Consider the following 19,916-nt stretch of genomic DNA (forward strand, 5'->3'; position numbering starts at 1 on the left):
AGCCGCGGGTGCGGGAGGAAGGCTCGCGGATGCGAGGGGCATGATGGAGGGGTGCCTGAAGGAGACACGGTGTGGCTGACCGCTCAGCGGCTGGACGCGGCGCTGGCGGGGCGTCCGCTGGTGCGGGCTGAGCTGCGGGTGCCGCAGATGCCCACGGTGCGGCTGGAGGGACGACGGGTGCTGGAGGTCGCCCCTCGGGGCAAGCACCTGCTCACGCGGCTGGACGACGGCTGGACGCTGCACTCGCATCTGCGGATGGACGGTGCCTGGCACCTCTACGCGCCCGGGGAGCGCTGGCGGGGCGGGGCCGAGCACCAGGTGCGGGCAGTGCTGGGGAACGAGGCGAGGACCGCCGTCGGCTACCGGCTGCCGGTGCTCGAACTGCTGCCCACAGCGGACGAGTCGCAGGTGGTCGGCCACCTCGGCCCCGATCTGCTCGGGCCGGATTGGGACCCGGCGGCGGCGCTGGCCAGGCTGGCCGCAGGCCCGGAGCGGCCGGTGGGTGAGGCGCTGCTCGACCAGCGCAATCTCGCGGGGATCGGCAACGTCTACGTCGCCGAGCTGTGCTTCCTGCGCGGAGTGACCCCGTGGACGCCGTTCGGCGAGGTCGCGGCGCCGGAGAAGCTGGTGCTGCTGGCCAAGCGGCTGCTGGAGGCGAACAAGGCCCGCCCGGGCCATGTGACGACCGGGGACTTGCGACGCGGGCGTACGCACTGGGTGTACGACCGGGCACACCGGCCGTGCCTGCGCTGCGGCACCTCCGTCATGGCGGGCGAGCACGGCCCGGCGGGGCGGGAGCGGGTGGCTTACTGGTGCCCGCGCTGCCAGCGCGGTCCCGTACCCGGACGGTAGGCCTCAGGTGGCCGTGGCGTCGCCCCTGTGTGGGCGCCGGATACGTGCGGGCACCGCGTGCAGGGGTATCAGGCCGAGGCTCCAGCCGCCCGCGGCCAGCGCGCTCTGCCAGGGGCCGCCCGCCTCGGGGCGTATCGCGAGCCGCAGCAGCGCGCCCCACCACAGCACCCCGCCGATCGCACCGATGACGCAGCGCAGCATCCGCCGCCACGACAGGTGCGACGCCGCTGCAGCGGGCCGGGAAGGGACTGTCGGGAGTTCCTGGAGCGCATGCATGGCCGCCTCCTCAGACCCCGAGTTCGCGGCGGGGGCCGCACGCGGCGGCCCCCGTACTGCCCTTGGCCTCCCGTACCGAGGCGAGCGACGGGACGGGGCGGTCAGACGTTCTCCGCCTGGAACATCCAGTGCGCCTTTTCCAGGTCGCGCGAGACGCCGATCAGGATGTCCTGGCTGACCGGGTCCGGCTTGTCCGTCAGCTCGATGCGGTCGCGCAAACGGGTGATGACGGCGCCCAGCGCGGCGACCATGATCTCGACGACTTCGGTGTCCTTGACCCAGCCGTCGGTCACCGTGTCGATGCCGCTCGTCTTGGCGACCGTCCCGGCGCGGCCGTCCGGCGAGACGCCGATGGCCGAGGCGCGCTCGGCGACGGTGTCCGCGTGGGTCCGCGCGCTGTCGACGACCTCGTCGAGCTGGAGGTGGATGGACCGGAAGCGCGGTCCCACGACATTCCAGTGCACCTGCTTGGCCAGCAACGACAGGTCGAGAAGGTCCACGAGAGCGCCCTGGAGGGCGTCTCCCACGGCCTTGCGGTCCTGCTCGGACAGAGGGCTCTTCACGACACTCATGCGGTTCTCCCAGCGGATCGACGCGTTCGGATCCGATTTGGCCGCTTACGACCGCAATCGGACCTTCTCCGCCTACCCTGCCTCGCCGTTCCGAACACGGCAAAGGCAGAACCGCCGCCGCACGCCGTCCACGCGGGGAAACAGCCGGAAAATCAGGCGGCGACGACGTCCACGGCTTCCGCGGACTTCTTCGGTGCCTTGATGGTGATCCGTTCGTCCGGGGTGGACGTGACGGACGTGACCGATGTGACTGTGCCGAGCAGCGGCCGCATCGGTGCGGCAGTGGCCTCGGACGCCGCGGACTGTGCCAGCTCGGCGAGCGACAGATCGTCGCTGACCTCACGCATCACCTCGGACATCGGTACGTCCAGGGCGTCGCAGATCGCCGAGAGCAGTTCGGAGGACGCCTCCTTCTGCCCCCTCTCGACCTCCGAGAGATAGCCGAGCGAAACCCGGGCGGACGAGGAGACCTCGCGCAGGGTGCGGCCCTGTCGCTGGCGCTGCCGACGCAGCACGTCACCCAGCAGGCGACGGAGCAGAATCATCGGTGGCTCCCTCCTCGGATCGCGGTACCGCATCCTTCTCGCCCCACCGTACCGCCTCGGGCACCGGCCGTGCGGGGAGCAAAGACGTGTTCACTCAGGGCTGCAAACATCCCGCCCCTCGGTGTTCTTCCCTGTACTCCGCCGCTGAACGCACACCGGGCCGGTTATTCGGAGACCTTCAGAAGTTGTTCGACGAGCAGATCGAGCACGGCCGCGACCGATGCCCTGCGGATCGCCGTACGGTCCCCGCTCAGCTGCAGCGCAGCGACCTCGTCGACCCCGCCGGGACCGGCCACCGCCACGAAGACGGTGCCCACGGACTGGCCGTCCTGCGGGTCAGGACCCGCGACCCCGGTGGTGGCGGCGCCCCAGTCCGCGCCGAGCCGACGGCGTACGCCCCCGGCCATCTCGCGCGCCACCTGCGCATCCACCGCGCCCCGCTCGGCCAGCAGTAGCCCGTCCACGCCCAGCAGCTCCTGCTTGAGCGCGGTGGCATACGCCGTGACCGACCCGCGGAAGCTGCGGGACGCGCCGGGCACCCCGGTCAGCTCCGCGGCCAGCAGTCCGCCGGTCAGCGACTCCGCGACGGCCAGCGTGCCGCCCCGCAGCTCCAGCAGCCTCAGCGCCTCGGCCGCGGCACCGACCGTCATGCGCCCTGCTCCGGCTCGTCGCCCTCGGCAGCCCCGGCGCCCGCAGACGCGGCGGCCTCCCGCGCCGCCGTCCGCTCGGCGGCCAGACCGGCCCGCCGCAGCACGACGGCCTGCCGTACGTAGTCGAGCCCGGTCACCACCGTGAGCAGCACCGCGAGGCCCATCAGCCAGGCGCGGGCGCTGGCCAGCGGCCCGGTCAGCACCAGGATGTACATGCCGACCGCGACGCCCTGCGTGAGCGTCTTGAGCTTGCCGCCCCGGCTGGCCGGGATCACCCCGTGTCTGATCACCCAGAACCGCAGCAGCGTGATGCCCAGCTCGCGAAAGAGGATCACGGCCGTGACCCACCACGGCAGGTCGCCCAGCGCGGACAGCCCGACCAGGGCAGCGCCCATGATCGCTTTGTCCGCGATCGGGTCGGCGATCTTGCCGAAGTCGGTGACCAGCCCGTAACGCCTGGCCAGCTCGCCGTCGAAGAGGTCGGTGATCATCGCGATGGCGAAGGCCGCCCACGCGAAGGAGCGCCACTTCGGGTCGTGCCCGTCGTCGTGGACGAGCAGCAGCACGAACCCGGGGACCAGCACCAGCCGGGTCATCGTCAGGAGGTTGGCGATGTTCCACAGGCCGGCCTTGGCCGCCACCGGGTCACCCGCGTGATCGGTGCCCGCCACCGGGTCGGTCAGCGAGGCGGGCGCCACCGTGGCACCCGACCCAGCGCCGCCCGCCGACGCGCCCGGCGGCGTGGAAGCCGCGGACGAAGAAGAGGACGACGAGGAGGGGGAAGGGGACGCGGCCGGCGCGGGGGCTCCGCTCATCTGCCCACCACCGCCGGCCCTGCCGTGGCCGCGTCGGCGGCCGGCCCGGCGGGCGCACCGACCGAGGCAGCACCGCCGAGCGGCTCGGCCACCAGGTCCACGCCCTGCGCCCCGGTCACCTTCGCAGTCACGAAGGTCCCCGGCTGCGGCTGCCAGGCCTCTCCGGCGGACACCAGCACGACCTGGCCGTCCGTCTCCGGCGCCTGGTGGTCGGCGCGGCCCGTCACCTCGCCGGTCTCCTCGTCCACCGCCTCGACCAGCACCCGGACGGTGTCCCCGAGGCGTTCCTCGGCGCGCTGCGCCGTCAGCTCCTCGGCGAGCCGGGAGACCCGGGCCAGCCGGGCGGCGATCACGTCGTCGTCCAGCTTGCCCTCGAAGCCGGCCGCCTCGGTGCCGTCCTCGTCGGAGTAGCCGAACACCCCGATCGCGTCGAGCCGGGCGGCGCTCAGGAAGCGCTCCAGCTCGGCCAGGTCGTCCTCGGTCTCGCCGGGGAAGCCCACGATGAAGTTGGAGCGGACGCCCGCCTCCGGCGCCTTCGCCCGGATCGCGCCGAGTAGGTCGAGGAAGCGGTCGGTGTCGCCGAAGCGCCGCATGGCCCGCAGCACGCCGGGGGCGGAGTGCTGGAAGGACAGGTCGAAGTAGGGCACCACACCGGGCGTGGAGGTCAGCACGTCGATGAGCCCGGGGCGCATCTCGGCGGGCTGCAGATAGCTGACCCTGACCCGCTCGATGCCCTCCACCGCCGCCAGCTCGGGCAGCAGCGTCTCCAGCAGCCGGATGTCGCCGAGGTCCTTGCCGTAGGAGGTGTTGTTCTCGCTGACCAGCATCACTTCGCTGACGCCCTGGGTGGCCAGCCAGCGGGCCTCGCCGAGGACGTCGGAGGGGCGGCGCGAGATGAAGGAGCCGCGGAAGGAGGGGATCGCGCAGAAGGTGCAGCGCCGGTCGCAGCCGGAGGCGAGCTTCACCGAGGCGACAGGCCCCGATCCCAGCCGCCGTCGCAGCGGTGCGCGCGGGCCGGATGCGGGTGCGACGCCCTCGGGCAGGTCGGCGAGGTCCACGGCCGGTCCGCCATCCGCCGTGGCGGAAGCATCCGTCCCGGACAAGGCCCCGTTCGAGTGACCCCCCTGCGAGTGACCCGGCAGCGCGACCGTTGACGCCTGGCGCTCCGCCGGGCTGATCGGCAGCAGCTTGCGCCGGTCACGCGGGGTGTGCGGGGCGTGGACGCCGCCGGCCAGGATCGTCTGCAGTCGCTCGGAGATGTCGGCGTAGTCGTCGAAGCCGAGCACACCGTCGGCCTCCGGCAGAGCGTCGGCCAGTTCCTTGCCGTACCGCTCCGCCATGCAGCCGACGGCGACGACGGCTTGGGTGCGGCCGTGGTCCTTGAGGTCGTTGGCCTCGAGGAGGGCGTCCACCGAGTCCTTCTTGGCCGCCTCCACGAAGCCGCAGGTGTTGACGACCGCCACGTCGGCGTCCGCCGCGTCCTCGACCAGCCGCCAGCCGTCCGCCGCCAGCCGGCCGGCAAGCTCTTCCGAGTCCACTTCGTTACGGGCGCATCCGAGCGTGACAAGGGCGACGGTACGGGTTTCGGGCATGCACTCAGACTACCCGCTGCCTTCTCGCACCCTTCGCGCCTCGGCCGCCGATGGCCGGAACACCTCAGGAAGACCGCGGGAAGCCTCGGGCACTAGCCCTGGGCCGGGTCGCCCGGGGTGTACGTCAGGCGGACCACCTGGCCGTCGGTGCCGGCCGCGCCCAGGTCCTTGCCGTTGACGAAGAGCTGCACCGCGCCCGCGTTGCCGACGACCAGTTTGATCTTCTTGTCGTCGGTGAAGGTCTCCGAGTCGCCCTTCTTGAGCGAGCCCTGGAAGAGCCGCTTTCCGTTGTGGTCGGTGGCCTGGACCCAGCTCACGCCGCCCTCGGCGCTGATCTTGACCGTGACCTTGCCGGGCGGGGCGGCCGCGATGGCGCTGCCCGTCGGGTCGGGGGTGGGCGGCAGCGTGCCCTTCGTCGTCTGCGTGGTCGGCTTGGTGGCGGAGCTGCTCGGGGTGGGCGGTGCGGGGTCGGCCTTCGCGCCGTTCCCGTCGCTGTCGCCGGTGAAGGCGGTGTAGCCGACGAAGCCGATGACCGCGACGATCGCCGCGACCATGGCCGCGGTCCAGTTGGGCCGGCGCGGCTCGGAGCGGATCTTCTCGGCCGAGTACATCGGCGCGACGGGTGCCGGCACGACCTCCGTACCGTGCTCGGCCGCATATTGTGCGATCAGCGGCTCGGGGTCGAGGCCGACGGCGCGGGCGAGCGTACGGATGTGGCCGCGGGCGTAGACGTCACCGCCGCAGCGGGAGAAGTCGTCCTGCTCGATCGACTGCACGATGGGGACGCGCACCCGGGTACTGGTGCTGACCTCGTCGATGGAGAGCCCGGCGGCGATGCGGGCCTGGGCGAGGGCGTGGCCGACCGAAGGCCGGTCTTCGGTGGGCGTGTTGCCGAGGGACACGAGGGCGCCTTTCGAGCGTGCAGCCGCCTGCTGGAGGTTCAGTCTAGGGGGGGCAGGAAAACGAGGGGCAAGCGGACGGCCGGATTTTGTCCGCCATCAGGATGTCGTCCTCCCTGCCGAAGTTGACGTACGAACAGATCAAACGGTTGCCTGGAAAATACGACCGCTTTTCGGCCGCCACCGCGTGTCGCTGCGGCACCCGCCGCGGCCGCGGTCAGGCCCCGCCGCGGATCTCGGTCAGCACGCCGTCCAGCTCGTCCGCCTTCACCATCACGTCGCGCGCCTTGGACCCCTCGCTGGGACCGACGATGCCGCGCGACTCCATCAGGTCCATCAGCCTGCCCGCCTTGGCGAATCCCACACGCAGTTTGCGCTGGAGCATCGATGTCGAGCCGAACTGCGTGGAGACCACCAGCTCCGCGGCCTGGCACAACAGGTCCAGGTCGTCGCCGATCTCCTCGTCGATCTCCTTCTTCGGACCGCTGCCGACGGTGACGTCGCTGCGGTACGACGGGGTGAGCTGCGCCCTGCAGTGGTCGACGACCTTGGCGATCTCGTCCTCGGTGACGAAGGCGCCCTGCATCCGGGTCGGCTTGTTCGCGCCCATCGGCAGGAACAGGCCGTCGCCCTTGCCGATGAGCTTCTCGGCACCCGGCTGGTCGAGGATGACCCGGCTGTCGGCGAGCGAGGAGGTCGCGAAGGCCAGCCGGGAGGGCACGTTGGCCTTGATCAGGCCGGTGACCACGTCGACGCTGGGCCGCTGGGTGGCGAGCACCAGGTGGATGCCGGCAGCCCTGGCCAGCTGCGTGATCCGGACGATCGAGTCCTCGACGTCGCGCGGCGCGACCATCATCAGGTCGGCCAGCTCGTCGACGATGACCAGCAGGTACGGATACGGCGTCAGCTCACGCTCGCTGCCCTCCGGTGTCCTGGCCTTGCCCGAGCGCACCGCTGCGTTGAAGTCGTCGATGTGCCGGAAGCCGTACGCGGCCAGGTCGTCGTAGCGCAGGTCCATCTCGCGCACCACCCACTGGAGGGCCTCCGCGGCCCGCTTGGGGTTGGTGATGATCGGCGTGATCAGATGCGGGATGCCCTCGTACGCGGTCAGCTCGACGCGCTTGGGGTCGACCAGCACCATGCGGACCTCGTCCGGGGTGGCGCGGGCCATCACGGAGGTGATCAGGCAGTTGATGCAGGACGACTTGCCGGAGCCGGTGGCGCCCGCGACCAGGACGTGCGGCATCTTGGCGAGGTTGGCCATCACGTAGCCGCCCTCGACGTCCTTCCCGAGCGCCACCGTCATCGGGTGGTCCTCGCCCGCGGCCTCCGCGGAGCGCAGCACGTCGCCGAGGTTGACCATCTCGCGGTCGCTGTTGGGGATCTCGATGCCGACTGCGGACTTGCCGGGGATGGGGCTGATGATCCTGACGTCCGGGCTGGCGACGGAGTAGGCGATGTTCTTGGCCAGTGCTGTGATCCGCTCGACCTTGACGGCGGCGCCCAGCTCCACCTCGTAGCGGGTGACGGTCGGGCCGCGGGTGAAGCCGGTGACGACCGCGTCGACCTTGAACTCCTTGAAGACCTGGGTCAGCGAGGCGACCACCGCGTCGTTGGCGGCGCTGCGGGTGCGCCCCGGGCCGCCGCGCTCCAGCAGGTCGAGCGAGGGCAGCGCGTAGGTGATGTCGCCGGACAGCTGCAGCTGCTCGGCGCGCGGCGGCAGCGGCTCGCCGGGGTCGGCGGACGGCTTGGTGAGGTCGGGGACGCCGGAGCCGGTGTCCTCCTCCGCGCGGGCGGCGGGCACCGGCTTCCTGATTCCGGTGGTCAGGTCGGCGACCAGCGGGGAGGGCTGCAGCCCGTGCAGCACCGCGCCGTCCAGTGCCGCCGCGGCGGCCGCCGCCACGTCCACCGCGTCGGAGGCCTGGGCCGTTCCGGGCAGCGCCTCGGGGCGGCGGCGGGGCCTGCGACGCGGCTTGGGCTCGTCGCCGGCGGGGAGACCGTCGGCGCCGAGGTCGCTGTCGACGTCGTACGGCTCGTCCTTCACCTTGCCGAACCTGGTGGGCAGCCGGCGGACCGGCGACTCGTCCTCGTCGTCCCAGGCGCCGGACAGGGCGTCCGGCTCGTCCGCGTCGAAGAACTCCTCCAGCGGTACGGCGTCGGGGTCCGGCGGCGGGGCGTACAGGCCGAGCCGCGCGCCGGCCGCCCGCAGCCGCTGCGGTACGGCGGCGACCGGGGTGGCGGTGACCACCAGCAGCCCGAAGGCGGTGATGAGCAGCAGCAGCGGTGCGGCCAGGAACGTGCCGACGGTGTAGACCAGCGGTGAGGCGGCGGCCCAGCCGATCAGGCCGCCCGCGTCCCGCAGGGCCGTGGCACCGTCGCTGCGGGTCGGTGCGCCGCAGGCCAGGTGGATCAGCCCGAGCGCGCCGATGGCCAGGGCGGACAGGCCGATCACGATCCGGCCGTTTGCCTCGGGCTGTTCCGGGTGCCGCATCAGGCGCACGGCGACCGCGCCGAGCAGCAGCGGCACCAGCAGGTCGAGCCGGCCGAAGGCGCCGGTGACCAGCATCTCGACCAGGTCGCCGACCGGGCCGCGAAGGTTGGACCAGGTGCCGGCCGCGACCACCAGGGTCAGGCCGAGCAGCAGCAGGCCGAGGCCGTCCTTGCGGTGTGCGGGGTCCAGGCCGCGGGCGCCGCGCCCTATGCCGCGGAAGACGGCACCCACGGTGTGCGCCAGGCCGAGCCACAGCGCACGGAACATCCGGTAGATGCCGCTGGTCGGCGAAGGGGCTGGTTTGGGCGCGGGTTTTGGCGCCGCTGCCGCCTTCTTGGCGGGCGGTTTGGCCGCGGCCTTCTTCGCGGCGGGCTTCTTGGCCGCAGGCTTCGCCGGGGCTTTCTTGGCGGTGCCGGACGTACGTGGGGCCATGGTGCCGAGGTTACCGCCCTTGTGATCGGGGAACACGCGTGCTCGCGGATACGCCCGTTCGTGTCGGGCCGCCGCCGCCACGGCGTTGACGTGGCGTCAACCGGCGTTGTCCGGCCCCCCAGCGGACCGGACCCGTACTCACCGCACCCCGCGGGGTCAGTCCCCGGTGGCCTGCCGCACGATACCCCCACTGCTGCCCGGTTCCAGCGCGTCCAGCGCCCGGCGCAGGCCGGTGAGCTTGCGCTCCAGGTGGGCGGCGGTCGCCACGGCCGCCGCGTCGGCGGACTCGCCGAGCTGCTTGCTCAGCGCCTCGGCCTGCTCCTCTACGGCCGCCAGCCGGGCGGACAGCTCGGCCAGCAGTCCCGCGGGCTCCTTGGAGCCGTTGGACTCCGCCCCGGAGGGCAGACCCTGCTCCAGCTGCAGCCGCAGCAGTCCCGCCTGCTCACGCAGCTGACAGTTCTTCATGTACAGGTCGACGAAGACCGAGACCTTGGCCCGCAGCACCCACGGGTCGAACGGCTTGGAGATGTAGTCGACCGCGCCCGCCGCGTAACCCCGGAAGGTGTGGTGCGGGCCGTGGTTGATCGCGGTCAGGAAGATGATCGGGATGTCCCGTGTCCGCTCCCGCCGCTTGATGTGCGCCGCGGTCTCGAACCCGTCCATGCCCGGCATCTGGACATCGAGCAGGATCACCGCGAAATCGTCGGTGAGCAGCGCTTTGAGCGCTTCCTCCCCGGACGATGCCCTGACCAGAGTCTGATCGAGCGCCGAGAGAATGGCCTCCAGCGCAAGCAGATTCTCCGGCCGGTCATCGACCAGGAGGATCTTGGCCTTCTGCACCATGGCCCGCCCTCCTCGCCCCGGCACCACGCCGGTCGCCGCCCCCGGGGACGACTCTGTCGCGCCGCCCGTCCTTGTGCCGGTCATGGTAGCCGCACCCCGCCGTTCGCCACACCCTGTCACCGCCACGTCACTCACCACACACCGAAAACGCCGGCGGAGACGAGAAGGTTCCCTGATCCTCTCGCCCTCACACCCCGTCAGACGAGCGAGTTGGCAAAACTTCAACTTTTTTCTTCAGCGGGCGTGCATCCACTCCTCCATCAGCGTCAGCAGATGGTCGGTGTCCACCGGTTTGGCGACATAGTCCGATGCGCCGGACTCGATGCTCTTCTCCCGGTCGCCCTTCATCGCCTTCGCGGTCAGCGCGATGATCGGCAGCCCGGCGAACTGCGGCATCTTGCGGATCGCCGTCGTCGTCGCGTACCCGTCCATCTCCGGCATCATGATGTCCATCAGCACGATCGCGATGTCGTCGTACTGCTCCAGCACCTCGATGCCCTCACGGCCGTTCTCGGCGTACAACACGGTCAGGCCGTGCTGCTCCAGGACGCTGGTGAGGGCGAAGACGTTGCGGATGTCGTCGTCCACGATCAGCACCTTCTCGCCGCTGAAACCGCCGGAGAAGCCCGAGTAGGCGGCCGGCTGGCTCTCCACGGCCCACGACTCGTGCGCGGCGCCGTTCTGCCCGTGCGCGGCGGGCAGCGGGGCCGGCTGGGCCGAGCGGCGGCGGAGCCTGGCCAGGCTGCTGCCTGGGTTGCGGGTACGGCCCGCGGCCGCGGTGTCCCGGTCGCTGGTACCGGCCGGCAGCTGCGGCATCACCTGCGGGATCTCGCCGAGGTTCAGCGGCAGGTACAGCGTGAACGTCGAGCCGCGGCCCGGCTGGCTGTCGGCGTGGATCTCGCCGCCGAGCAGCCGCGCGATCTCCCGGCTGATCGACAGGCCCAGGCCCGTACCGCCGTACTTGCGGCTGGTGGTGCCGTCGGCCTGCTTGAACGCCTCGAAGATCACCCGCATCTTGCCGGCCGCGATGCCGATGCCCGTGTCCGTCACCGAGAAAGCGATCAGCGGCTGGTCCGGCTCGCGCAGGGTGCCGGCCTCCAGCAGCTGCTCGCGGATCGACTGCGGCACCTCGTTGCCGGCCGGCCTGATCACCAGCTCCACCGAACCGCTGTCGGTGAACTTCACCGCGTTGGACAGCAGATTGCGCAGCACCTGCAGCAGCCGCTGCTCGTCGGTGTGCAGGGTGACCGGGAGTTCCGGCGACACCCGCACGGAGAAGTCCAGGCCCTTCTCCGCCGTCAGCGGCCGGAAGGTGGCCTCCACGTAGTCGACCAGCTGCACCAGGGCGATACGGGTCGGCGAGACGTCCATCTTGCCCGCCTCGACCTTGGACAGGTCCAGGATGTCGTTGATCAGCTGCAGCAGGTCGGAACCGGCGCCGTGGATGGTCTCGGCGAACTCGACCTGCTTGGGAGAGAGGTTGCCGTCGGCGTTGTCGGCCAACAGCTTCGCAAGGATCAGCAGCGAGTTGAGCGGGGTGCGCAGCTCGTGCGACATGTTGGCGAGGAACTCCGACTTGTAGCGCATCGAGACGGCGAGCTGCTCGGCGCGCTCCTCCAGGACCTGCCTGGCCTCCTCGATCTCGGTGTTCTTGACCTCGATGTCGCGGTTCTGCCGGGCCAGCAGCTCGGCCTTCTCCTCCAGCTCGGCGTTCGACAGCTGCAGGGCGCGCTGCCGGTTCTCCAGCTCCGCCGACCGTTCCTGCAACTGCTCGGTCAGCTCCTGGGACTGCTTGAGCAGGCCCTCGGTCTTGGTGTTGACGCTGATGGTGTTGACACTGATCGCGATGATGTCGGTGATCTGGTTGAGGAAGTCCTTCTGGATCTGGGTGAACGGCTGGAAGGCGGCCAGCTCGATGACACCCAGCACCCGGCCCTCGAACAGCACCGGCAGCACGATCACGTGCGACGGCGGAGCGTCGCCGAGCCCCGAGGTGATCTTCAGATAACCCGGCGGGACATGCTCGATGAGGATCGACCGCTTCTCCACCGCGGCCTGCCCGATCAGCCCCTCGCCCGGCAGGAAGACCGTCGACATGGTCTTGCGGGAGAAGCCGTAACTGCCGCGCAGCCGCAGCTCGTACTCCTCGCCGACCTCCGTGGTGTCCTCGGCCAGGAAGAAGGCGCCGTGCTGCGCGGAGACCACCGGGGTCAGCTCGCTCATGATCAGCGCGGCCACGTCGCCGAGGTCCCTGCGGCCCTGCATGAGGCCGGAGATACGCGCCAGGTTGCCCTTGAGCCAGTCCTGCTCCTTGTTGGCGAGCGTGGTCTCGCGGAGCCGGACGATCATCGTGTTGATGTAGTCCTGCAGCTCCAGGATCTCGCCGGCGGCGTCCACGTCGATCCGCAGGTTGAGGTCGCCACGGGTCACCGCGGTGGCGACCTGCGCGATGTTGCGCACCTGGCTGGTCAGGTTGTTGGCCATAAGGTTGACGGACTCGGTCAGGTCCTTCCAGATGCCCGAGACGTCGGGCACCCGGGCCTGGCCGCCGAGCCTGCCCTCCGTACCCACCTCGCGCGCCACCCTGGTGACCTCGTCACCGAACGCGGACAGCTGCCCCACCATGGTGTTGATGGTGGTCTTCAGCTCCAGGATCTCGCCGCGCGCGTCCACGTCGATCTTCTTGGACAGGTCTCCGCGGGCCACCGCGGTGGTCACCTGCGCGATCTGCCGCACCTGGCCCGTCAGGTTGGACGCCATGCCGTTGACGGACTCCGTGAGGTCCTTCCAGGTGCCGCTGACGCCCGGCACCCGCGCCTGGCCGCCGAGGATGCCCTCGGTGCCCACCTCGCGGGCCACCCGGGTCACCTCGTCACCGAAGGCCGACAGCGTGTCCACCATCGTGTTGATGGTCTCGGCGAGCTGCGCGACCTCGCCGCGCGCGTCCACGTTGATCTTCTTGGTCAGGTCGCCGTTGGCGACGGCGGTGGCCACCGAGGAGATCGACCGCACCTGGCTGGTCAGGTTGCTCGCCATCAGGTTGACGTTGTCGGTGAGGTCCTTCCAGATGCCCGACGCGTCACGGACCCGCGCCTGGCCGCCGAGTTGGCCCTCGGTGCCCACCTCGCGGGCCACCCGGGTCACCTCGTCACCGAAGGCCGACAGCGTGTCGACCATCGTGTTCACGGTGGTGACCAGCGCCAGGATCTCGCCCTTGGCGTCGACGGTGATCTTCCGCGACAGGTCGCCCTGGGCGACCGCGCTGGTGACGTCAGCGATGTTGCGGACCTGGCTGGTCAGGTTGTTGGCCATGAAGTTGACGGACTGCGTCAGGTCCTTCCAGGTGCCGCTGACGCCCTTGACCTCGGCCTGGCCGCCGAGGATGCCCTCGGTGCCCACCTCGCGCGCGACCCGGGTCACCTGCTCGGCGAACGAGGACAGCTGGTCCACCATCGTGTTGAGGGTGTTCTTCAGCTCCAGGATCTCGCCGCGCGCATCGACGTCGATCTTCTGCGACAGGTCGCCGCGCGCGACCGCCGTGGCGACCTGCGCGATGTTGCGGACCTGGCCGGTCAAGTTGCCGGCCATGAAGTTCACCGAGTCGGTCAGGTCCCGCCACACACCGGCGACACCCGGCACCTGCGCCTGCCCGCCGAGCCGCCCGTCGGTGCCCACCTCGCGGGCCACCCGGGTCACCTGCTCCGCGAACGAGGACAGCTGGTCCACCATCGTGTTGATGGTGTTCTTCAGCTCCAGGATCTCGCCGCGCGCGTCCACGTCGATCTTCTGCGACAGGTCGCCGCGGGCCACCGCCGTGGTCACCTGGGCGATCTGCCGCACCTGCGAAGTCAGGTTGCCCGCCATGAAGTTGACGGAGTCGGTGAGGTCCTTCCAGGTGCCGCTGACCCCGTCCACCCGGGCCTGACCGCCGAGCCGGCCCTCCGTGCCCACGTCGGTGGCCATCCGGGTCACCTGGGCGGCGAAGGATCCGAGCTGGTCGACCATCCGGTTGACGGTGTTCTTCAGCTCCAGCATCTCGCCGGAGACGTCCACCGTGACCTTCTGCGACAGGTCGCCGTTGGCGACCGCCGTGGTGACCTGGGCGATGTTGCGGACCTGCCCGGTCAGGTTGCGGAAGGCGGTGTTCACCGAGTCGGTGAGGTCCTTCCACGTCCCCGCAGCACCCGGGACCTGCGCCTGCCCGCCGAGGATGCCCTCGACGCCGACCTCGCGGGCCACCCGGGTCACCTCGGCGCCGAAGGCCGACAGCTGGTCGACCATCGTGTTGACGGTGTTCTTCAGCTCCAGCATCTCGCCGGAGACGTCCACCGTGACCTTCTGCGACAGGTCGCCGCCCGCGACCGCGGTCGTGACCTGGGCGATGTCCCGCACCTGGGCCGTCAGGTTGCGGAAGGCGGTGTTCACCGAGTCGGTGAGGTCCTTCCACGTCCCCGCAGCACCCGGCACCTGCGCCTGCCCGCCGAGCTGGCCCTCGGCGCCGATCTCACCGGCGACCCTGGTCACCTCGTCGGCGAAGGTCCGCAGCGTCTCGGTCATCGCGTTGATCGTCTCGGCGAGCTGCGCGACCTCGCCGCGCGCGCCGATGGTGATCTTCTGCGTCAGGTCGCCGTTCGCGACCGCCGTGGTGACCTGCGCGATGTCCCGCACCTGGGCCGTCAGGTTGCCGGCCATCAGGTTCACCGAGTCGGTGAGGTCCTTCCAGACCCCGGCCACACCCGGCACCTGCGCCTGGCCGCCCAGCTCGCCCTCGGTGCCGACCTCCCGGGCGACCCGGGTCACCTCGGAGGAGAACGAGGAGAGCTGGTCCACCATCGTGTTGACGGTGTTCTTCAGCTCCTGCATCTCGCCCGCGACATGCACGGTGACCTTGCGTGACAGGTCGCCCTTGAGTACCGCGTTCGTCACCATCGCGATGTCGCGGACCTGCGCGGTCAGCCGGTACGCCATGGTGTTGACGGAGTCCGTCAGGTCCTTCCAGGACCCCGCCATGCCCCGGACCTTCGCCTGCCCGCCGAGCTTGCCCTCGGTGCCGACCTCGCTGGCCACCCGGGTCACCTCGTCGGTGAACGCGGACAGCTGGTCGACCAGGCCGTTGACCGTACGGCCGACCTTGAGGAACTCGCCGCGCAGCGGGTGCGCGGACCCGTCCGGGTTCTGCGCGCGCAGGTCCATGCGCTGCTCCAGGTCGCCCTCGGCCACCGCCGACAGCACCCGGCCCACCTCGGACACCGGCCGTACCAGGTCGTCCACCAGCGCGTTCGAGGCCTCGATGGCGGCCGCCCAGGCGCCCTCGCACGCTCCCGTCTCCAGCCGCTCGGTGAGCTTGCCCTCCCGGCCGACGACCCGGCGCACCCGCGCCAGCTCCCCCGTGAGGTGCTGGTTGCGGTCGGCGACCTCGTTGAAGACGGCCGCGACCTCCGCCATCACCCCGTCGCCGGTCACCGTCAGGCGGCGGCGGAAATTGCCGTCCCGCATCGCGGCAAGCGCGGCAAGCAGCTTGGTGAGCGCGGCAGAATCGACCTCTACGGTCCCGCCGGCCCGGGAACGCCCGTTCTTCGTACGCGTGACTGCGCCCCGCGCCGATGCGCCAGACTCCACCGTGTCCCTCCTGGAGGGTCGATCGACCTGCATGTACCCGAGTTAGGCGCCTCCAGTGTTCCACCTCCACCTACCGGGCCGACAACATCCCGCGTAACCCGTACGTAGCGAGGTCGTTGGCGCTAGACGCGCGCACACACCGCATACGGCACAGCACGTTCCGGTTTGACAGCCGCAACTGACGCCCGGGGCGCTACGCACTAGCCTTGCCTGATGGCAGTACGACGCACGGTGCACGGGCGGGAGACCGACCGTGGCGCGACCCGCCGCCTGCTGCGGGACACCACCGAATCCGTCAAGAGGAGATCCGTGATCACGGCTCGGGCATCGGCCAGCTTCGAACCGGTGGGGCGGTCGGTCGCCGTGGCCAGAGCTTTCGTGCGGGACACCCTGCACGGCTGGGGCTTCGCCGATGTCGTGGACGACGCCGTGGTGCTGACCAGCGAACTGGTCACCAATGCCGTGGTGCACGCGGGCACCGCCGCCGACGTGCGCTGCATGCGCTACGAGACGGCCGTACGCGTCGAGGTCGCCGACCACTACCCCGAGCGCGAGGTGCCGCTGCAGGGCCGCGGCCGGGCGCACCGCGACCCCGACCACGAAGGCGGCCGCGGACTGCTGCTGTGCGCTGCGCTCGCCAGCCGCTGGGGCGTCGAGTACACCGCGGCCGGCAAGCACGTCTGGTTCCAGCTCGACCTGCCCGAGCGCCCCGCCGGCACCCGCTCCGCCGGCCCGCTGCTCCCCGCCGCGGACCTGCCGGTCGCCGACGAGCGGGTCAGGGTCGCCGTCGTCCAGGTCGACAGCCGCGGCGCCATCACCCGCTGGAACGACGACGCGGCCGACCTGTTCGGCCACCCCGCGCAGGACGTCGTCGGCAAGTCGCTCGCCGACCTCACCGCCTGGCCGCAGACCCCCGGCACCGGCATCGGCCTGGCCGAGGCCCTCCAACTGTCCCGCTGGGAGGGCACGTACGGGCTGCGCAACGGCGACGGGAGGGTCCTGCCGGTCTACGGCTCCCACCTCCGGGTCCGCGACACCTCGGGCGAGCCCTCCACCGTCTGCCTGCTGGTACGCGTCGAGGAGCGCGCCGTCCTGCAGACCCCGGCCCGCGGCAACGCGCCCTCGGACACCGGCCTGGTGCAGCGCGGCAAGAACGCGGACGCCTTCGAGGTCTTCATCGGCTCGCCCGCACCCGACGACCTCGACAGCCTGCTCCAGCGCACCGTCGAACGCGCCCGCGACATGCTCGACGGGGACGCCGCCTACCTGCTGCTGGCCACCGACGACGAGACCGAACTCGAAGTACGCGCCTCCACAGGACTGCCGTCCGCCCGCCAGCGCTTCGCCCGGGTACCCGTCGAGGCCGGCACCGGGCGGTACGGCAGCGCCCGCATGCCCGCCGTGCACGAGGACCTGACAGCGGTGCCGGGTGCGGTGCCGCTGCTGTCCGGCACCGGGATGCGCTCGGTCGTCACGGTGCCGCTCAAGGTCGAGGGCCGGCTCACCGGTTCCCTCGGGGTCGCCGCCGAGGCACCGGGCCGCTACTCCAACCAGGAGGCCCTGCGGCTCCAGTTCGCGGCCGACCGGATCGCGCTGGCCGTGGAGAGCGCCAGGCTCACCGAGCTGGAAAGGCTCCGCCGCGGCTCACTGTCCTTCCTCGTCGAGGCCTCCGACCTGCTGGCCGGCACCCTGGAACGCGACCAGACGCTGGCGCTGATGGCCCAGATGACCGTGCCCACCCTGGCCAGTTGGTGCGCGGTCTACACGATCGCCGAGCAGTCGGAGCCGGAGCTCGCCTTCGTCCTGCACGAGGACGAGGACCGCATCGACGGCATCAAGGCGCTGCTGTCCCAGGTCCGCGCCCCCGAGCCGGACCCGACCCCCGGCGCCCGCGCCTGGACGGCACCCTCCGACGCGGCACATTCCAGCGCGCTGCGCGCCTCCCTGCGCAGCCTGGGCGTCGGCCCCAGCGGCTCGGGGACGATCGCCGGCCGCGCGCCCAGCACCCCCGGCGTGGCCCTCGCCACGGCCGCCGCGGTGGGCGGCGAGACGGTCGTCCTGCCGCTGGTCGCCCGGAACCGCGTCATCGGGATGCTGACCCTCGGCAAGCCGTCGGACGAGCGCTTCCGCCAGGAGATCCTGGAACTGGCCGAGGACCTCTCCCGACGTGCCGCCCTCGCCCTGGACAACGCCCGCCTCTACAGCGAGCGCACCGCCATCAGCCAGGCTCTCCAGCGCAGCCTGCTCCCGCCGGAGCTGCCGCACGTCCCCGGCGTCGAGGTCGAGGTCGTCTACCGCGCCGCAGGCGAGGGCAACGAGGTCGGCGGCGACTTCTACGACCTCTTCCCGATCCGCGACGGCTGCTGGGGCTTCGCGATCGGCGACGTCTGCGGCACGGGTCCCGAGGCCGCCGCCGTGACCGGCCTGGCCCGGCACGCCCTGCGCCTGCTGGCCCGCGAGGGCTTCGGCGGCCCCGCGGTCCTGGAACGCCTCAACGCGGCCATCCTCGACGAGGGCGCCCGCAGCCGCTTCCTGACCCTGCTCTACGGCGAGTTGTGGCCGCAGCACGACGGCAGCGCGGTACTGCGGATGGTCTGCGCGGGCCATCCACTGCCGCTGCGGCTGCGCCCCGACGGCACGGTGGAACCCGCGGCAGACCCGCAGCCGCTGCTGGGCGTCATGGACGACCTGGAACTCGTCGAGCAGTCCGTGACCCTCGACCCGGGCGACGTCCTGCTCTGCGTCACCGACGGCGTGACCGAGCGCCGTGAGGGCAGCAGGATGCTCGGCGACGACGGCCTGGCGGACGTCCTGGCCACGTGTACGGGCCTGACGGCCGGCGCGGTCGCGGCGCGTATCCAGCGGGCCGTCGAGCGCTTCGCCTCGGACGCGCCCTCCGACGACATGGCCATCCTCGCCATGCGGGTGCCGGCCCTCCCGGCGAGCTGACTGCCCGCCGGCCACCCCGCATATACAGAAAGGCCTCCCGCCGGTGGCGGGAGGCCTTTCCTTGTCAGAGCCCCAATACGGAATCGAACCGTAGACCTTCTCCTTACCATGGAGACGCTCTACCGACTGAGCTATTGGGGCGCGTCGACGGGAAGATCGTAGCCCATGAACGGCCGTGCGGGAAACTCGGCCGAACAGCTGGTCAGCGGGACCCGCCGACCGCCGTCGGCCGGCGTCAGATCAGCCCGCCCAGCGCGTTGCAGGTGTCCGCCATGTGCGTCAACTCCCGCTGCGTGATGCCCGGGTGGACCGGCAGCGACAGCGTGTCCGCGGCCACCAGCTCGGTCTGCGGCAGGACCGCCCCGGAACGGTGCGCGGGCATCCTGTGCACCGGTACGGGCACGCTCACCGTCGCCCGCACCCCACGGGCGGCCAGGGCGGCCGCGAAGGCGTCCCTGTCGGGCCGCCCGTTGCCCGGTATCCGCACGGTGTAGCGGTGGTAGAGGTGATGTGCCCCCGGCTCGGTGTACGGCACCACGACGCCCTTCAACGCCGAGTCCAGGAAGCGTGCGTGGGCACGGCGCCTGGCGACGGCCCCCTCGTCCTCGGCGCAGCCGCCTTCCGTACCCTCCTCGACCACGGCCAGCGCACGGCGATCGGCCAGCTCGTTGAGCTGCGACATGGGTGCAGGGTGCCCGAACACGTGAACCGGGAGTATGGCCGCCGTCCGTGAAGTGATGCCGGCCGCGACCGCCTCCGGGTCGAGGCAGAACGTCCGCGGGTCTATGTCAGCGAAGACCGGTACGGCACCGGCCAGTCGTACGGCGTCGGCGGGCGCACCCGGCCCGAACGAGGGCACGATGACCTCGTCGCCTGCCCCTATCCCCAGCTTCACCAGCGCCTCGCGCAGAGCGGTGGCCGTCGTGTCCGAAGCGATCCTGTGCCGCCGTCCGGCAATCGTCATCTGCTGCACGTCTCCACGCCTCCGCCTGTCGGGGCGCCCAGAGTCTCTGCACGACGTGAACACCGGGTAACGGGCAGCAAAAAAGCCCCGGCCCCCGAGACAAAGCTCGGGGGCCGGGGCTTCTTCTAATAATTGTTCGGCGGCGTCCTACTCTCCCACAGGGTCCCCCCTGCAGTACCATCGGCGCTGAAAGGCTTAGCTTCCGGGTTCGGAATGTAACCGGGCGTTTCCCTAACGCTATGACCACCGAAACACCATGAAACACACACCACACCCCACACATGGGGGGGTTGTGGTGGCTGGTTGTTTCAGAACCACACAGTGGACGCGAGCAACTGAGGACAAGCCCTCGGCCTATTAGTACCGGTCAGCTCCACCCCTTACAGGGCTTCCACATCCGGCCTATCAACCCAGTCG

General features: G+C 71.1%; 13 protein-coding genes, 1 tRNA gene and 2 rRNA genes. 2 read left to right on the forward strand and 14 right to left on the reverse strand.

Annotation, left to right across the window (positions count from 1 at the left end; genetic code table 11):
- Positions 1–51: 51 nt before the first annotated feature.
- The gene (locus NFU81_RS10945) at positions 52–852 is read left to right on the forward strand and encodes a DNA-formamidopyrimidine glycosylase family protein (RefSeq protein WP_251488121.1); all 801 of its coding nucleotides are present in this window, start codon (positions 52–54) and stop codon (positions 850–852) included.
- Positions 853–855: 3 nt separating this feature from the next.
- On the opposite strand, the gene NFU81_RS10950 is transcribed toward NFU81_RS10945, so the two are convergent.
- The 10 genes from NFU81_RS10950 to NFU81_RS10995 form a co-directional block, all read right to left on the reverse strand.
- The gene (locus tag NFU81_RS10950; RefSeq protein ID WP_251488122.1) at positions 856–1,128 is read right to left on the reverse strand and encodes a hypothetical protein; all 273 of its coding nucleotides are present in this window, start codon (positions 1,126–1,128) and stop codon (positions 856–858) included.
- A gap of 101 nt (positions 1,129–1,229) precedes the next feature.
- Positions 1,230–1,700 carry a Dps family protein gene (locus NFU81_RS10955; RefSeq protein WP_251488124.1) on the reverse strand — a complete coding sequence of 157 codons (471 nt, stop codon included), beginning with the start codon at positions 1,698–1,700 and terminating at the stop codon, positions 1,230–1,232.
- A gap of 152 nt (positions 1,701–1,852) precedes the next feature.
- Positions 1,853–2,245, reverse strand: coding sequence for a helix-turn-helix domain-containing protein (locus tag NFU81_RS10960; protein ID WP_251488126.1), 393 nt, complete (start codon positions 2,243–2,245; stop codon positions 1,853–1,855).
- A gap of 164 nt (positions 2,246–2,409) precedes the next feature.
- A complete protein-coding gene (locus tag NFU81_RS10965; protein ID WP_251488128.1) occupies positions 2,410–2,895 on the reverse strand; it encodes a CinA family protein in 486 nt (161 codons plus the stop codon).
- Positions 2,892–3,710, reverse strand: coding sequence for a CDP-diacylglycerol--glycerol-3-phosphate 3-phosphatidyltransferase (pgsA, locus tag NFU81_RS10970; protein ID WP_251488130.1), 819 nt, complete (start codon positions 3,708–3,710; stop codon positions 2,892–2,894). The genes NFU81_RS10965 and pgsA overlap by 4 nt, the downstream gene beginning before the upstream one ends.
- Positions 3,707–5,302, reverse strand: a complete 1,596-nt coding sequence (gene rimO, locus NFU81_RS10975; protein WP_251488132.1) for a 30S ribosomal protein S12 methylthiotransferase RimO — start codon at positions 5,300–5,302, stop codon at positions 3,707–3,709. The genes pgsA and rimO overlap by 4 nt, the downstream gene beginning before the upstream one ends.
- Before the next feature lie 92 nt (positions 5,303–5,394).
- Entirely contained in the window at positions 5,395–6,204 is an 810-nt protein-coding gene (locus tag NFU81_RS10980) for a helix-turn-helix domain-containing protein (RefSeq protein WP_251488135.1), read from the reverse strand.
- A gap of 214 nt (positions 6,205–6,418) precedes the next feature.
- Entirely contained in the window at positions 6,419–9,124 is a 2,706-nt protein-coding gene (locus NFU81_RS10985) for a DNA translocase FtsK (protein ID WP_251488139.1), read from the reverse strand.
- Between the two features lie 156 nt (positions 9,125–9,280).
- The gene (locus tag NFU81_RS10990; RefSeq protein ID WP_251488142.1) at positions 9,281–9,967 is read right to left on the reverse strand and encodes a response regulator; all 687 of its coding nucleotides are present in this window, start codon (positions 9,965–9,967) and stop codon (positions 9,281–9,283) included.
- 234 nt (positions 9,968–10,201) lie between these two features.
- On the reverse strand, positions 10,202–15,586 hold the full coding sequence (locus NFU81_RS10995; RefSeq protein WP_251488145.1) for a HAMP domain-containing protein: 5,385 nt from the start codon (positions 15,584–15,586) through the stop codon (positions 10,202–10,204).
- A gap of 309 nt (positions 15,587–15,895) precedes the next feature.
- Between NFU81_RS10995 and NFU81_RS11000 the strand changes: the two genes are divergently transcribed.
- On the forward strand, positions 15,896–18,535 hold the full coding sequence (locus NFU81_RS11000; RefSeq protein ID WP_251488174.1) for a SpoIIE family protein phosphatase: 2,640 nt from the start codon (positions 15,896–15,898) through the stop codon (positions 18,533–18,535).
- Between the two features lie 68 nt (positions 18,536–18,603).
- On the opposite strand, the gene NFU81_RS11005 is transcribed toward NFU81_RS11000, so the two are convergent.
- From NFU81_RS11005 to NFU81_RS11020, 4 genes are all read right to left on the reverse strand, one after another.
- Positions 18,604–18,676 (reverse strand) — tRNA-Thr (locus NFU81_RS11005).
- Positions 18,677–18,770: 94 nt separating this feature from the next.
- Positions 18,771–19,499, reverse strand: a complete 729-nt coding sequence (locus NFU81_RS11010; protein ID WP_251488148.1) for a DegT/DnrJ/EryC1/StrS family aminotransferase — start codon at positions 19,497–19,499, stop codon at positions 18,771–18,773.
- A gap of 134 nt (positions 19,500–19,633) precedes the next feature.
- A 5S ribosomal RNA gene (rrf, locus tag NFU81_RS11015) occupies positions 19,634–19,750 on the reverse strand.
- Between the two features lie 86 nt (positions 19,751–19,836).
- Positions 19,837–19,916, reverse strand: a 23S ribosomal RNA gene (locus tag NFU81_RS11020); the annotation flags it as partial.

Source organism: Actinacidiphila cocklensis (assembly GCF_907177275.1).
GTDB lineage: Bacteria > Actinomycetota > Actinomycetes > Streptomycetales > Streptomycetaceae > Actinacidiphila > Actinacidiphila cocklensis.

Coding starts and splice junctions, on each gene's coding strand:
- NFU81_RS10950 (WP_251488122.1), bottom strand. CDS start 1,128: ATGCATGCGCTCCAGGAACTCCCGACAGTCCCTTCCCGGCCCGCTGCA.
- NFU81_RS10960 (WP_251488126.1), bottom strand. CDS start 2,245: ATGATTCTGCTCCGTCGCCTGCTGGGTGACGTGCTGCGTCGGCAGCGC.
- NFU81_RS10965 (WP_251488128.1), bottom strand. CDS start 2,895: ATGACGGTCGGTGCCGCGGCCGAGGCGCTGAGGCTGCTGGAGCTGCGG.
- NFU81_RS10955 (WP_251488124.1), bottom strand. CDS start 1,700: ATGAGTGTCGTGAAGAGCCCTCTGTCCGAGCAGGACCGCAAGGCCGTG.
- pgsA (WP_251488130.1), bottom strand. CDS start 3,710: ATGAGCGGAGCCCCCGCGCCGGCCGCGTCCCCTTCCCCCTCCTCGTCG.
- NFU81_RS11010 (WP_251488148.1), bottom strand. CDS start 19,499: ATGACGATTGCCGGACGGCGGCACAGGATCGCTTCGGACACGACGGCC.
- NFU81_RS10990 (WP_251488142.1), bottom strand. CDS start 9,967: ATGGTGCAGAAGGCCAAGATCCTCCTGGTCGATGACCGGCCGGAGAAT.
- NFU81_RS10985 (WP_251488139.1), bottom strand. CDS start 9,124: ATGGCCCCACGTACGTCCGGCACCGCCAAGAAAGCCCCGGCGAAGCCT.
- rimO (WP_251488132.1), bottom strand. CDS start 5,302: ATGCCCGAAACCCGTACCGTCGCCCTTGTCACGCTCGGATGCGCCCGT.